The organism is Amycolatopsis roodepoortensis (assembly GCF_014873915.1).
GTDB classification, from domain to species: domain Bacteria; phylum Actinomycetota; class Actinomycetes; order Mycobacteriales; family Pseudonocardiaceae; genus Amycolatopsis; species Amycolatopsis roodepoortensis.
Map to the genome: position 1 here is coordinate 1,603,517 of NZ_JADBEJ010000005.1, position 13,876 is coordinate 1,617,392.

Below are 13,876 nucleotides of genomic sequence, written 5' to 3' on the forward strand. Positions count from 1 at the left end.
CTGGGTATGCAGCGTCGTACGTTCCTACGTGCTTCAGCCTTGTCCGCCGGTCTGGCAGGCGTCACCGCGCCCGCCGCCTCCGCCGCCGCCCCGCTACGGGTGCAGATCCTGATGTTCGACGGCGTGGAGGAACAGGATTTCGTCGCGCCCGTCGAGGTTCTGGGCCTGGCCGGGAAACTCACCGGCGGCGCCGTGGTCACCTCGCTGGTTTCCGCGGGGCGGCCCGGATCCGTGAAATGCACCTACGGCACCGCCGTCGACGTCCCGCGTCCCTGGTCGCCCGGCGAGGCCGACGTCCTCGTCGTGCCCGGCGGCGGGTACACCGACCGCAACGGGCCCGGGGTGCACCGGCTCACCGCCGATCAGGGTCTTCTGCGGCGTCTCGCCGCGTCGCGGGCGCTGCCCGTCGGGATCTGCACCGGCAGCATGGTGCTGTCCGCCGCCGGCCTGACGAAGGGCCGCAACGCGACGACGCACCACGGCGCGAAGGCGGATCTTGCCGCTCAGGGCGCGAAGGTGATCGACGCGCGCGTCGTCGACGACGGGGATCTGATCACCGGTGGCGGAATCACCGCAGGGCTCGAGGTATCGCTGTGGCTCGTGGAGCGCTTCTTGGGCGCGAAGGCGGCTCAGCGGACCGAAGTGGTGCTGGAGTACGAGCGGCGGGGCACCGTCTGGCGGGCCTAGAGCCGTGTGGAAATAGGGACGTCGAGTGTCCCTATTTCCACACACCTGGTCGCGACAGTCACTGGCTCGTCAGGGCTTGTCAGCGCCGCGTGTCCTCCGGCGCCGGCGTCCGGCTCGCCAGCTTCGCCGACCACTCCGTCACCCGCCGCGCCACATCCTGCGCGGTGAGCCCGACCCGGGCCAGCACCTCCTCGCGCGAACCGTGGTCGTGGAACACCTGCGGCACCGCGAGATCCCGCAGCGGCACATCGCATTCGGCGTCGCGGAACAGCGCCGCCAGCGCGGAGCCGAAGCCACCGTGCCGCCCGCTGTCCTCGACGGTCACGACGAGCTTGTGCTGCTCGGCCAGCGCCACCAGCTCGGCGGGGGCCGGGACGACCCAGCGCGGGTCCACCACGGTCACACCGATGCCCTGGTCGGCCAGCCGGTCCGCGGCGGCGAGCCCGAGCATCGCGAACGCGCCAACGGCGACCAGCAGGACGTCGGCTTCACCGGCGGGCTTGCGCAGTACGTCCACGGTGCCGACGCGTTCCACGGCGGGCACCGAGTCGACCACGCCGCCCTTGGAGAACCGCAGTGCCGTCGGCCCGTCCTCGACCGCGACGGCCTCCCGCAGCTCCTCGCGGAGCGTTCCGGCGTCACGCGGGGCGGCGACCCGCATACCGGGCACCATGCCCAGCAGCGAGAGGTCCCACATGCCGTGGTGGCTGGGGCCGTCCGGGCCGGTGATGCCCGCGCGGTCCAGCACCAGCGTCACCGGCTGGCGGTGCAGCGCGACGTCCATCAGGACCTGGTCGAACGCGCGGTTCAGGAAGGTCGAGTACACGGCGACGACGGGATGCTTGCCGCCCATCGCGAGCCCGGCGGCCGAGGTCACCGCGTGCTGCTCGGCGATCCCGACGTCGTACCAGCGGTCCGGGTACGCCTCGGCGAACTTGTGCAGCCCGGTCGACCGCAGCATGGCCGCGGTGATCGCGACGACGTCCTCGCGGTCGGCGCCGATCTTCACCAGCTCGTCGGCGAAGACGCCGGTCCAGCTCGGGCCCTTGACCGGCGGCAGGCCGGTTTCCGGGTCGATCGGGTCGGTCTGGTGCATCTGGTCGGCCTGGTTGGTCACCGCGGGCTCGTAGCCGTGCCCCTTCTCGGTGACCACGTGGACGATGACCGCGCCGCCGAAGTCACGGGCGCTCTGGAACGCCTTCTCCAGCGCGACGAGGTCGTGCCCGTCGACCGGCCCGAGATACTTGAGGCCGAGGTCGGAGAACATCATCTGCGGGCTCAGCGCGTCCTTCAGCCCCGCCTTCGCCGCGTGCAGCGCCGCGTAGATCGGCTTGCCGACGACGGGCGTGTGCCGCAGCAGCTCCTTGCCGCGGTCCAGCACGCGCTCGTAACCCGGCTTGAGCCGCAGCGACGCGAGGTGGTCCGCGACGCCGCCGATGGTCGGCGAGTACGAACGGCCGTTGTCGTTGATGACGATGACGACCGGGCGGCGCGGGTTCGCGGCGATGTTGTTGAGCGCCTCCCAGCACATGCCGCCGGTCAGCGCGCCGTCGCCGACGACGGCGATCGCGTGCCTGCCACCGCCTTCGAGCTCGAACGCCTTCGCCAGACCGTCCACATAGGACAGTGCGGTCGAGGCGTGGCTGTTCTCGACGAGGTCGTGCTCGCTCTCGCAGCGCGCCGGGTAGCCGGTGAGGCCGCCGAGCTGGCGCAGCTTGCCGAAGCCGTCGTGACGGCCGGTGACGATCTTGTGCACGTACGCCTGGTGACCGACGTCCCACACGATGGCGTCGTCCGGCGAGTCGAAGACCCGGTGCAGCGCCATCGTCAGCTCGACCACACCCAGGTTCGGGCCGAGGTGACCACCGGCGAGCCGCACCTTTTCGACGAGGAAGTCCCGGATCTCCGCGGCCAGCTCGTCGAGCTGGTCCTGGTTCATCCGCTTCAAGTCGGCCGGTCCGTGCACGGACTCGAGCAACGTCACTCTCCCACCTCGCCTGGTTCCTCTTCCGCCGTTCCGACCAGTCTACGGAGGCCGCCTGAGAGTCTTCCGTCCGCCGCGTCACGGGTCACATGTCAGAAAATCACCACTCGACACCCAAGGGTGTGAACATGGTCTCTTTTGCCAAGTAGCGGTCACGTCGGGTGGCCGCGATAATCGCTGATCGACGGTCAGTTCGAAGCACTTTTTCCCGCTGAGGACTCATCAGCGCAGCAGGAGCCGGTTCCGGAGGGCTTGATGGCGGACTTTTTCATCGGTGGCGAGTGGGTCGACGCGGTCGGCGGTGGTCGCCGGGAAATCCGCTGCCCCGCCGACGGGTCGCTGGTCGCGGAAGTCGCCGAAGGCACCCGTGAAGACACCGAAGCGGCCATCGCCGCCGCGAGGAAGGCGTTCGACACCGGCCCGTGGCCGCGGACGCCCGCCCCGCAACGCGGTGACCTGCTGCTGAAGGCCGCCGACCTGCTCGACCGGGACGCCGCCGCCTTCGCCCGCGCCGAATCGCTCGACACCGGGAAACGGCTGGTCGAGAGCGAATACGACATGGCCGACATCGCCGCGTGCCTGCGCTACTTCGGCAAGCTCGCCGCGAACGAAGCCGGCCGCGTCGTCGACACCGGCAACCCGGACGCGTTCAGCCGGATCGTGCACGAGCCGGTCGGCGTCTGCGGGCTGATCACGCCGTGGAACTACCCGCTCCTGCAGACCATCTGGAAGGTCGCCCCGGCGCTCGCGGCGGGCAACACGTTCGTCCTCAAGCCCAGTGAGCTGACCCCGCACACCTCGATCATGCTGATGAAGCTGCTGACCGAGGCCGGGCTCCCCGGCGGCGTCGCGAACCTGGTGCTCGGCGCCGGCGCCCAGGCCGGAGCGCCGCTTTCGGAGCACCCCGACGTCGACCTCGTGTCGTTCACCGGCGGCCTCGCGACCGGCAAGATCATCGCCGCGTCCGCCGCCGCGACCGTCAAGAAGGTCGCGCTGGAGCTGGGCGGCAAGAACCCGAACGTCGTCTTCGCCGACTCGGACTTCGAGACCGCCGTCGACTACGCGCTGACCGCGGTGTTCCTGCACTCCGGGCAGGTCTGCTCGGCGGGGGCGCGGCTGATCGTCCAGGAGGAGTGGCACGAGAAGTTCGTCGACGAACTCGTCCGCCGCGCCGAACTGATCCGACTGGGTGGACCTTTCGACCCGAAGGCTGAAACCGGCCCGCTGATCTCGGCCGCCCATTTGGAAAAGATCGAACGCTACGTCGCCGCGGCGCTCGAAGAGGGCGCTGTCCTGCGCACCGGCGGCAAACGCCCCGACGACCGCGAGCTCGCGAAGGGGCACTACTACCTGCCGACCATCCTCGACAACGTGAAGCAGGGCAGCAGCGCCGTCGTCGACGAATCGTTCGGCCCGGTGCTCACCGTCGAGACCTTCACCGACGAGGACGACGCCGTCCGCATCGCCAACGACACGCACTACGGCCTCGCCGGCGCGGTGTTCACCTCGGACGCCTCCCGCGCGCAGCGGGTCGCGAACCGGCTGCGGCACGGCACGATCTGGATCAACGACTTCCACCCGTATCTGCCGCAGGCGGAATGGGGCGGCTACAAGCAGTCCGGCTTCGGGCGGGAACTCGGCCCGACCGGGCTCGCCGAGTACACGGAGGCGAAGCACATCTACCAGAACCTCCGTCCCGCACCACAGCGCTGGTTCTCCGGGGAGCCCGCGTCGAACTGAAGAGGGGAAATTGCCCGTGAGCAATCCTTCCGATGACGGCCTCGCCGGTTTCGGCTACAAACAGGAACTCGAAAGAACGCTCGGCAATTTCCACACCTTCGCCGCCGGGATCAGCTACATCTCGATCCTGACCGGGACCTTCCAGCTGTTCTACTTCGGCTTCAGCTTCGGCGGGCCGGCGTACTGGTGGTCGTGGCCGATGGTGTTCGTCGGTCAGCTGATGGTCGCGTTGTCGTTCGCCGAACTGGCGGCGCACTATCCGGTCGCCGGTTCGATCTACAACTGGTCGAAACGGCTCGGCAGCCCGCACGTCGCCTGGATGGCCGGGTGGATGATGCTGACCGCGTCGATCGTCAGCATCGCCGCGGTCGCGCTGGCGTATCAGATCACCCTCCCCCAGATCTCGTCGTTCTTCTCCTTCTCGGGCGACAGCGCGGTGAACGCGGTCATCCTGGGTACGGCGCTGATCGTGTTCACGACGCTGGTGAACGCCTGGGGCGTCAAGCTGATGGCGCGGATCAACAGCGCCGGGGTGTTCATCGAACTGATCGCCGCGGTGCTGCTGATCATCGCGCTCGCGGTGAACATCACGCGGGGCCCCGAGGTCGTCATGCAGACCAACAACACCGGCGCCGACCAGCCGTGGGGCTATTTCGGGGCGTTCCTGGTCGCGTCGCTCGCGTCGACCTACGTCATGTACGGCTTCGACACCGCCAGCTCGCTCGGCGAGGAGTCCCACGACCCGCGCAGGAACGCGCCCAAGGCGATCCTGCGCGCGCTGATCGCGTCGTTCGTCATCGGCGGGCTCATCCTCATCCTCGCGCTGATGGCCGTCGGCGACATCAACAACCCGGAGATCGCCACCGGCGGGCTGCAGTTCATCGTGCTCGACGTCCTCGGCAGCACGATCGGCACGATCTTCCTGCTCGCGGTCGTCGTGGCCATCACCGTGTGCAACCTGGCGGTGCAGTCGGCGTCGATCCGGATGATGTTCGCGATGGGCCGCGACAACAACCTGCCCGCCGGGAAACATCTGGCGAGGGTGTCGCCGAAGACCAAGACGCCCGTGATCCCCGCGATCGTGTCCGGCGTCATCGCGGTGCTGATCCTGGTGGTCAACGTCGGCCAGCCGCAGATCTTCACGGTGATCACCAGTATCGGCATCATCATGATCTACCTGGCGTACCTGCTGGTCACCGTCCCGATGCTGGTCAAGCGGCTGCGCGGGCAGTGGCCACCGCCGAAGGTGGAGGGCACCGAGTACTTCTCGCTCGGCAAACTGGGGCTGCCGGTCAACATCCTCGGCGTGCTGTGGGGTGGCGCGATCGTGGTGAACCTGGCCTGGCCGCGGCGTGAGGTCTACAACGCGACCGAGCCGTATCACTGGTACCTCGAATGGGGGGCCGTGCTGTTCGTCGGCGCGGTGGCGGTCGTCGGTTTCGCGTATTACTGGTTCGTCCTGCGGCACAAGAGCGGCGTCCTGGCCGATCACGCCGCGGAAGCACTTCCCGAGGAGGCAGCACAGTGACCGGAGAGTTCGACTACATCGTCGTCGGCGGCGGGACGGCGGGTTCGGTGGTCGCGGCGAGACTCTCGGAAGACCCGGACGTCACCGTGGCGCTCCTCGAAGCCGGACCGTCCGATGTGGACGATCCGGCGGTACTGGCACTGACGAAGTGGATGGCACTGCTGGAATCCGGCTACGACTGGGACTACCTGGTCGAGCCGCAGGAGTCCGGCAACTCCTTCCTGCGCCACGCTCGCGCGCGGGTGCTCGGCGGCTGCTCGTCGCACAACTCGTGCATCGCGTTCTGGGCGCCGGCGGAAGACCTCGACGAATGGGCGTCGCTCGGCCTGCCCGGCTGGGCCGCGAAGGATATTTTCCCGCTGTACCAACGTCTTGAGACCAACGACGGCCCCGGCGACCACCACGGCCGTTCCGGCCCGGTGACGATCCGCTCGGTGCCACCGAACGACCCGACCGGTGTCGCGCTGCTGCAGGCCTGCGAGCAGGCGGGAATCCCGAGGATGGAGTTCAACTCGGGCAAGACCGTGACGCACGGGGCGAACTGGTTCCAGATCAACGCGCGCGAGGACGGCACGCGGTCGTCGGCGTCGGTGTCGTACCTGCACCCGATCATCGGCAAGCGGCCGAATCTGGAGATCATCACCGGCGCCCGTGTCCGGCGGCTGCTGTTCGACGGCAAACGCTGCACCGGGGCGGAATACCTGGCCGACGACCTGATCCACGGTGTTCCGCTGCGCGCGCGGCGTGAGGTGATTCTTTCGTCGGGCGCGATCGACACGCCGAAGCTCCTGATGCTGTCGGGAATCGGCCCCGCTTCCCATTTGCGCGAGGTCGGCGTGGACGTGCTGGTCGACTCCCCCGGCGTCGGCGAGAACCTGCAGGATCACCCCGAAGGCGTCATCCAGTGGGACGCGCTGCAGCCGATGACGACCGAATCCACGCAATGGTGGGAGATCGGCATCTTCACCACCACGGAGGAAGGTCTCGACCGGCCGGACCTGATGTTCCACTACGGCTCGGTGCCGTTCGACATGAACACCCTCCGGCAGGGGTATCCGACCACGGAGAACGGCTTCTGCCTGACCCCGAACGTCACGCGGTCACGATCGACCGGGACGGTGCGGCTGCGCAGCCGCGACTACCGGGACAAGCCGAAGGTGGACCCGCGGTACTTCACCGACGAGCACGACATGCGCGTGATGACCTACGGCATCAAACTGGCGCGCAAGATCGCCGAGCAGCCCGCGCTGGACGAATGGGCGGGCACGGAACTGGCGCCCGGCAAGGACGTCAAGACCGACGACGAGATCGCGGACTACCTGCGCAAGACGCACAACACGGTCTATCACCCCTCGTGCACGGCGAAGATGGGCGGCGACGACGACCCGATGGCGGTGCTGGACGCGCGTCTGCGCGTGCGGGGCGTCGAGGGCCTGCGGGTCGCCGACGGTTCGGCGATGCCGTTCCTGGTCGCGGTGAACCCGTGCATCACGACGATGGCGATCGGTGAGAAGTGCGCGGACATGCTGAAGGAGGACGCGCCCTCCTAGGGCTCGCTCGCCCGGCCCCCTGGTTTCGGCCAGGGGGCCTTCTTCTTGCCCGGAAAATCGGTGGAGCGGCCGGTGCCGGGCCATTACCGTGCTGCCGGACCGCGTCGCCGAGCCGAAGGCCTGCCGTTGTACACCCTGTGAGACCTCCCGAGCGCTGATTTCGTCGCGCGTCGCGCCTGGGGCGCCGCGCTTCCTTTTGCTGCGGATTTCTCACTGGAACGGGTGTATTTCCTGTGCTCGAAAACTGGGTCGTCGTACCCACCTGCCTGCCTGTCGTCCTCCGCCGTTGCCGCTCCTGCCCCGCCGGGCGTTTCCGGGCGAACGGCAAATTCCGGGTCAACGCCAACCACAAACTCCTCGACGTCTGGCTTCTCGTGCGCTGTGTCGCGTGCGGGGACACCGCGAAGCTCACGATCCTGGAGCGGGTGAACGTGCGCTCCGTCCGTCCCGAGTTGCTGGACCGGCTGCACGAGAACGACCTGAGGTTGGCGGCCGAACTGCTCCAGGATCCGGCTGTGCTCCGCCGTAACCACGTCTCTCTCGACTGGGAGGGCGCCTGGCGGCTCGATACCGGTTCCTTGTGTGATGGGGACTTTCGCGATGTCTCGGTTCGTTTCGAGGCCCGGATTCCGCTTCGGCCTGTGCGGTTGATCGCCGAGGGGTGCGGTCTTTCGCGAGGTGAGGTCGAGAGGCTGATCGAGGAGGGGAAGGTGGTTTCGGCGGTGCGGTTGAGCGGGAAGGTGTCACAGAACTTCACTTTTACGCTGAAACGCTGATCTTGTGGTCCGTGAGTGGCAAGTTCTAACCATCCTTACCACTCACGAGACCCGACCTGTTGCGCCAGGGTGGGACCTTCACCAATCACGAGAGTCACGACGCACAGCACCTGAATCACCCGTCAGTGGTAAATACGCAATTGGCCTTGTCGCTTAAAATTACAAATGATTCCGGTGGTCTTTTTCGATAATATGGATACGTGCCCGAGACGACCATTCCCGAACTGCCGCAGGAGCTGTGGCGCGCCGGCAAGCTGGAGCTTGCCCACGGCGTGACACACCTGCTGCAGGTCATGAGAGTGGCCTTGGCCGGGATGGGAAAGTACCTGGCGGAAGTGGAGTCGCGCGGCACGGAAGACTTGTTCGGCTATGGGAGCGCGGCGTCGTGGCTCGCCGACGTCGCCCGGATCTCCCGGGGCGACGCGCAAGACATGGTGAACCGGGCCCTGGCCTTGAACCCCGCGCCGAGCGTCGGCGGCGCGGGCGCCGTGTTCGCGCCCGCGACAGCCGCCGCGGCCGACGACGGCGCGATCGGTGAGCAGCACATCGACCTGATCCTGGACATCCTGCGCAAAATCCCGTCCGACGTGCCCATGGACGAACGCGACGGCGTGGAGAAGATCCTCGCCGACCTCGCCCGCAACGCCGGGCCGAAAGAGATCGCCGAGGTCGGAGCCGACCTGCTCGCACACCTCGACCCCGATGGGAACGAGCCGAAGGACCCAGAACCGAAGCCGCCGCGCCGCGAGGTGTTCGTCGAGCGCCGCAAGGACGGCTTCTGGAAGCTCTCCGGCCTTCTCGACCCCGAGACCGGCGCCCGCACCGCTGCCGCACTGGACGCCTTCGGAGCGAAGCGGCCGGTCGACGAGTTCGGTCAAGCCGACCACCGGACCATGCCCCAGCGCCGAGGCGACGCGTGGGCCGACCTCCTCGACCTCGCCATCGCCTGCCCCGACCAACCGGGCACCTCCGGCTACCGCACGCTGGTGCACGTGACCGTCGGGCTCGATGCCCTGAAGACCGGGCTCGGGACAGCATGCCTCGACTTCGTCGGCCGGATCACCGCCCGCGAAGCCCGGCTGGCCGCTTGCGATTGTTTGATGATCCCGGTGGTGCTCGGCGCCGCCGGTGAGCCTCTCGATGTCGGACGGATGAAACGCTTCGTCACCCCCGCCCAACGCCGGGCCTTGAACGTCCGCGACGGTGGTTGCGCCTTCCCTGGCTGCCATCGGGCGCCGAAGCACTGTCACGCCCACCATATTCGGCATTGGGCAGACGGTGGTCCCACCGATCTCCGGAACCTGGTCCTGCTTTGTTCCTTCCACCACCGGCTCATCCACCACGGTGACTGGCAGGTCCGAATGGCGCCGGACGGCATACCGGAATTCGTGCCGCCTCAATACCTCGATCCGCTACAGGTGCCACGGCGCAACACTCTCCACCGCGTCGCGACTTGATCCCACACCCGAGGAGCCCGCCGACCGCACCGGCGACGGGCTCCTCGGCATGCCCATATGCGGCCTGGATGACAGCGAGTGCCGAGTCTCGCGAGACCTTCGCACGCTGAGGGTCAGGGCGAAAGCGGCGGACGCGGCGGGCGGTCCACTCACGACCGCCTGCTGAACTGAGTGTCACGAACCTCACCAAGCCGGCCCGGCAGCGACTGAGGCCCTTACCTACCCCCGAAACACCTCACTGCCACTCGGACCCCTCGAAATAAACGGCCGCCGGAGTCCCCCGATTTCCCGTCATCTGATCCAGCGCCCACGCCCGCCCGAAATCGGCCAGTGCGGGACCCGACCAATAGCCGGAGATACTGATTCCCTTCCACAGCGGCATCTTCGGCCCATTCAGGGTTCCGTGACTGACCTGCACCTGCACCGCGCCTTCCACCCAGGTGAAGACGAAATGCGCGTACATGAACATCCACGCCTGCCTGCCCAGCAGATCGCGCGCGAGCACCGGCCCCTCGGAGGGATAGGGCGCCGTGTAGATGACTTGTTTCCGGCCGCTCCGGTAACTGATCTCCTGCGCCGTGACACCGGGAGGAAGCATTGACGGCTCTGCCACTCGTCAGTCCTCCACGATGGTGATCGTGCCGTGCCCGTCGCAGCCCGCACAGCCCTTTCCGTCACAATCACCACATACCGAGGTAAGATAATCCATAATTCGGAATCCGTCCGCGTCGAAGTGCCCGAAGTACCCGCATTACCTCGTGAACACGGGGCTCAAGTTAGCCAGCACGAAGACATCAGGACAAGCCGAACGAAGCCAGTCCATTCCGATGGATTACAAATCCCGAATTATTGCAGCAACGCAACGCATTCGACGTGGTGCGTCATCGGGAAAGCGTCGAAGGCGCGCAGATCCACCAGCCCGTATCCGTGCCCGGCGAACAGCGCGATATCCCGCGCCAGCGCCGCGGGGTCGCACGCCACGTAGACGATCCGGTCGGGCGAACCCTCCACAATGGACTCCACGACGGCCTTGCCCGCGCCCTTGCGCGGCGGGTCGAGGACGACGACGTCGACCGGTTTCGGGGCATCGGCCAGCAGGTGCTCGACCTTGCCGGAGCGCCAGCGGACCTGCGGGAGGTCGGCCAGGTTCTCCTCGCCGTCGGCGACGGCACGGCGGCCGGATTCGACGGCCAGGACGCGCCCGCGCGGGCCGACCTGCTCGGCGAGCACCGACGCGAAGAGGCCGACACCGGCGTAAAGGTCCCACGCCACGCCGTCACGTGGCGCCTCCGCCCATTCCGCGACGACGGCGGCGAGCGCGTCCGCGGCGGCCGGGTGGACCTGCCAGAAGCCGTGGGCGTCCAGGCGCCAGTCGCGGCCGGCGGCGTGCTGCACGGCGATCCCACCGGCCAGCTGCCGCGAGCGGGTCTTCCCGTGGACCGTCGACAGGTCGCGAAGGTGCACCTGTCCCTCGCCGTCCTTGGTGACCTCGATTTCGCTGCCGGGCCGCCAGTTGCGCGACACGACGTCGTCGAGCGCGCCCGGGACGGTGATCGGGCAGTCGTCGATCGCGATCACGCGGTGACTGTGGTGCGCGCGGAAGCCGGCCTTGCCGTCCTTGCCCGCGACGAGCCGGACGCGGCTGCGCCAGTCCAGCGGCCCGCCGTCGAGCGCTTCGACGACGACCTCGCGGTCGATCCCGGCCAGCCTCTTCAGCTGCTCCATGACCACCGCGGCCTTGAGTTCACGTTGATGCCCGGGCGTGGCGTGCTGCCAGTCGCAGCCGCCGCACTCCCCCGGCGCCGCGAGCGGGCACGGCGGCTCCACACGTTCCGGGGATGCTTCGAGGACCTCGATCGCGTCGGCGCGGCAGAACGAGCCGCCCTTGTCCTCGGTGACCGTGGCCAGCACCCGCTCGCCGGGCAGGGCGTGCCGCACGAACACGACCCGGCCCTCCGCCCGTGCGACGCAGTGGCCGCCGTGCGCGACCGCGCCGACCTCCAGCTCGATGGTTCGTCCGAGCCAGGTGCCGGTCGACGCGTCCACACTCATTCTGCTTTGTCCTTCGTTTTCTCGGGTTGCTTGACGACCGGGGAGAACCCACGCCGCACGTCGCCCGCCGCCGGGCGGGCCTTCCGGTCGCGTTTGATCGCCTTTTCCGACGATTCGAGCTGCCACGGCACGCTCGTCACCATCACGCCAGGCTGGAACAGGAGCCTGCCCTTGAGCCGCAGGGCGCTCTGGTTGTGCAGGACCTGCTCCCACCAGTGCCCGACCACGTACTCGGGGATGAACACGGTCACCACGTTGCGCGGGTTGTCGCCGCGGACGCGTTTCACGTAGTCCAGCACCGGCTTCGTGATCTCGCGATACGGCGATTCGATCACCTTCAGCGGCACCTTGAAATTGTGGTCGTCCCATTCCTGGACGAGTTTGCGGGTCTCGGCGTCGTCGACGTTCACCGTGACGGCTTCGAGGACGTCCGGCCGCACGGCCTTGGCGTAGGAAAGCGCGCGCAGGGTCGGCAGGTGCAGTTTCGAAATCAGCACGATCGCGTGGTTGCGCGAGGGCAATACGGTCGGTTTGCGGTCCATCTCGCGCAATTCCTCGGCGACCCGGTCGTAGTGCTTCCGGATGGCGGTCATCAGCGCGTAGATCGCCACCATCGCCGCGATCGCGATCCAGGCGCCGAGCAGGAACTTCGTCACCAGCACGATGATCAGCACGGTGCCGGTCATGGTGAGGCCGATCGCGTTGACCGTCTGCGAACGCCGCATCCGCCGCCGCACCGCCGGATCGGTTTCCCTGGCCAGCAGCCGGTTCCAGTGCCGGATCATGCCGGCCTGGCTGATCGTGAAGGAGACGAACACTCCCACGATGTACAGCTGGATCAGCTTGGTGACCTCGGCGTCGAACGCGATGATCAGCACCAGCGCGAACGCCGACAGGAACAGGATGCCGTTGGAGAAGGCCAGCCGGTCGCCCCGGGTGTGCAGCTGACGCGGCAGGTAGCGGTCCTGCGCGAGGATCGAGCCGAGCACCGGGAAACCGTTGAACGCGGTGTTCGCGGCCAGCAGCAGGATGATGCCGGTGGCGAAGGAGATGTAGTAGAACGCGGGGGTGAAGTCGGCGAACACCGCCTGCGCGATCTGCGCGACGATCGTCTTCTGCTCGTAGCCCGCCGGCGTGCCGGTGAGCTGCGTCTCCGGGTGCTCGGCGAATTTGACGTCGGTGATGATCGCCAGCGTGATGATGCCGATGAGCATCGTCACCGCGAGTACACCCATCATCAGCAGGGTGGTGGCGGCGTTCTTCGATTTCGGTTTCTGGAACGCCGGGACACCGTTGCTGATCGCCTCGACCCCGGTCAGCGCCGCCGCGCCGGAGGAGAACGTGCGCAGCAACAGGAAGAAGAAGGCGAAACCGGTCAAAGAGGCTTCTTCGTGCAGCTGGAAATCCGCGCTCTCGGCCCGTATGTCGGCACCGGAGGCCGCCTCGATCAGGCCCCAGATCACCATGCCGAGGATGCCGATGATGAACCCGTAGGTCGGGATCGCGAACGCTTTGCCCGATTCGCGCACTCCGCGAAGATTCAGCGCGGTCAGCACGACCACGATGACGACCGCGGCGATCACCTTGTGCTGCGCCACCCAGGGAATGGCCGAACCGATGTTCGCCACGCCGGACGACGTCGACACCGCGACGGTGAGCACGTAATCGACCAGCAGCGCGCTGGCGACGGTGAGCCCGAATTTGCCGCCCAGGTTGGTGTTCGCGACTTCGTAGTCGCCGCCACCACTGGGATAGGCGTGCACGTTCTGCCGGTAGGAGGCGACCACCACCAGCATGACGAGCGCGACGGCGACGCCGATCCACGGCGCGAACGCGTACGCGGACAATCCGGCGACGCTGAGGGTCAGAAAGATCTCCTCAGGCGCGTAGGCGACGCTCGACAACGCGTCGGACGCGAAAATCGGCAGCGCGATGCGCTTCGGCAGCAGCGTATGCGAGAGGCGGTCACTCCGGAATGGACGTCCGAGGACGAGCCGCTTCAATACGGTCGGGAACTTCGACACCGCAGAAGACTAACGGTCCGCCCCCAAGGTAGGTTCGGCGCTGGTATGTCTGGGTACCTGCGGACGGGTGAACGTCCG

The 13,876-nt window shown here is 67.7% G+C and carries 10 protein-coding genes; 6 read left to right on the forward strand and 4 right to left on the reverse strand.

All coding sequences use genetic code 11. The features are described 5' to 3' along the window. Positions 1-39 precede the first annotated feature (39 nt). Positions 40-687, forward strand: coding sequence for a DJ-1/PfpI family protein (locus H4W30_RS26835; protein ID WP_225949878.1), 648 nt, complete (start codon positions 40-42; stop codon positions 685-687). Positions 688-766: 79 nt separating this feature from the next. Here H4W30_RS26835 and dxs read toward each other — a convergent pair whose 3' ends face one another. Then, entirely contained in the window at positions 767-2,671 is a 1,905-nt protein-coding gene (dxs, locus tag H4W30_RS26840) for a 1-deoxy-D-xylulose-5-phosphate synthase (RefSeq protein ID WP_192745378.1), read from the reverse strand. A 255-nt stretch (positions 2,672-2,926) separates the two neighbouring features. Here dxs and H4W30_RS26845 point away from each other — a divergent pair, with 255 nt between their 5' ends. The 5 genes from H4W30_RS26845 (at position 2,927) to H4W30_RS26865 (ending at position 9,722) form a co-directional block, all read left to right on the forward strand. After that, positions 2,927-4,411 carry an aldehyde dehydrogenase family protein gene (locus H4W30_RS26845; RefSeq protein WP_192745379.1) on the forward strand — a complete coding sequence of 495 codons (1,485 nt, stop codon included), beginning with the start codon at positions 2,927-2,929 and terminating at the stop codon, positions 4,409-4,411. A 16-nt stretch (positions 4,412-4,427) separates the two neighbouring features. Continuing rightward, positions 4,428-5,939: an APC family permease gene (locus tag H4W30_RS26850; RefSeq protein ID WP_192745380.1), complete on the forward strand. Its 1,512-nt coding sequence runs from the start codon at positions 4,428-4,430 to the stop codon at positions 5,937-5,939. Then, complete coding sequence (locus tag H4W30_RS26855) at positions 5,936-7,489, forward strand: GMC family oxidoreductase (protein ID WP_192745381.1); 1,554 nt, start codon at positions 5,936-5,938, stop codon at positions 7,487-7,489. Before H4W30_RS26850 ends, H4W30_RS26855 begins: the two co-directional genes overlap by 4 nt. A gap of 233 nt (positions 7,490-7,722) precedes the next feature. Beyond that, positions 7,723-8,265 (forward strand): DUF1062 domain-containing protein, encoded by a 543-nt coding sequence (locus tag H4W30_RS26860; protein ID WP_192745382.1) that lies wholly within the window; start codon positions 7,723-7,725, stop codon positions 8,263-8,265. A gap of 200 nt (positions 8,266-8,465) precedes the next feature. Continuing rightward, the gene (locus H4W30_RS26865) at positions 8,466-9,722 is read left to right on the forward strand and encodes an HNH endonuclease signature motif containing protein (protein ID WP_192745383.1); all 1,257 of its coding nucleotides are present in this window, start codon (positions 8,466-8,468) and stop codon (positions 9,720-9,722) included. A gap of 235 nt (positions 9,723-9,957) precedes the next feature. On the opposite strand, the gene H4W30_RS26870 is transcribed toward H4W30_RS26865, so the two are convergent. The 3 genes from H4W30_RS26870 to H4W30_RS26880 all read right to left on the reverse strand — a co-directional run bounded on the left by H4W30_RS26870 (position 9,958) and on the right by H4W30_RS26880 (position 13,798). Continuing rightward, positions 9,958-10,335, reverse strand: coding sequence for a hypothetical protein (locus H4W30_RS26870; RefSeq protein ID WP_318780679.1), 378 nt, complete (start codon positions 10,333-10,335; stop codon positions 9,958-9,960). Positions 10,336-10,568: 233 nt separating this feature from the next. Continuing rightward, positions 10,569-11,774, reverse strand: coding sequence for a class I SAM-dependent RNA methyltransferase (locus H4W30_RS26875; RefSeq protein ID WP_192745384.1), 1,206 nt, complete (start codon positions 11,772-11,774; stop codon positions 10,569-10,571). Then, positions 11,771-13,798 (reverse strand): APC family permease, encoded by a 2,028-nt coding sequence (locus H4W30_RS26880; RefSeq protein WP_192745385.1) that lies wholly within the window; start codon positions 13,796-13,798, stop codon positions 11,771-11,773. The genes H4W30_RS26875 and H4W30_RS26880 overlap by 4 nt, the downstream gene beginning before the upstream one ends. Positions 13,799-13,876 lie beyond the last annotated feature (78 nt).

Bases quoted from the DNA above. Each gene is read 5' to 3' on its own strand.
- H4W30_RS26845 (WP_192745379.1), top strand. From the start codon at position 2,927: ATGGCGGACTTTTTCATCGGTGGCGAGTGGGTCGACGCGGTCGGCGGT.
- H4W30_RS26875 (WP_192745384.1), bottom strand. From the start codon at position 11,774: ATGAGTGTGGACGCGTCGACCGGCACCTGGCTCGGACGAACCATCGAG.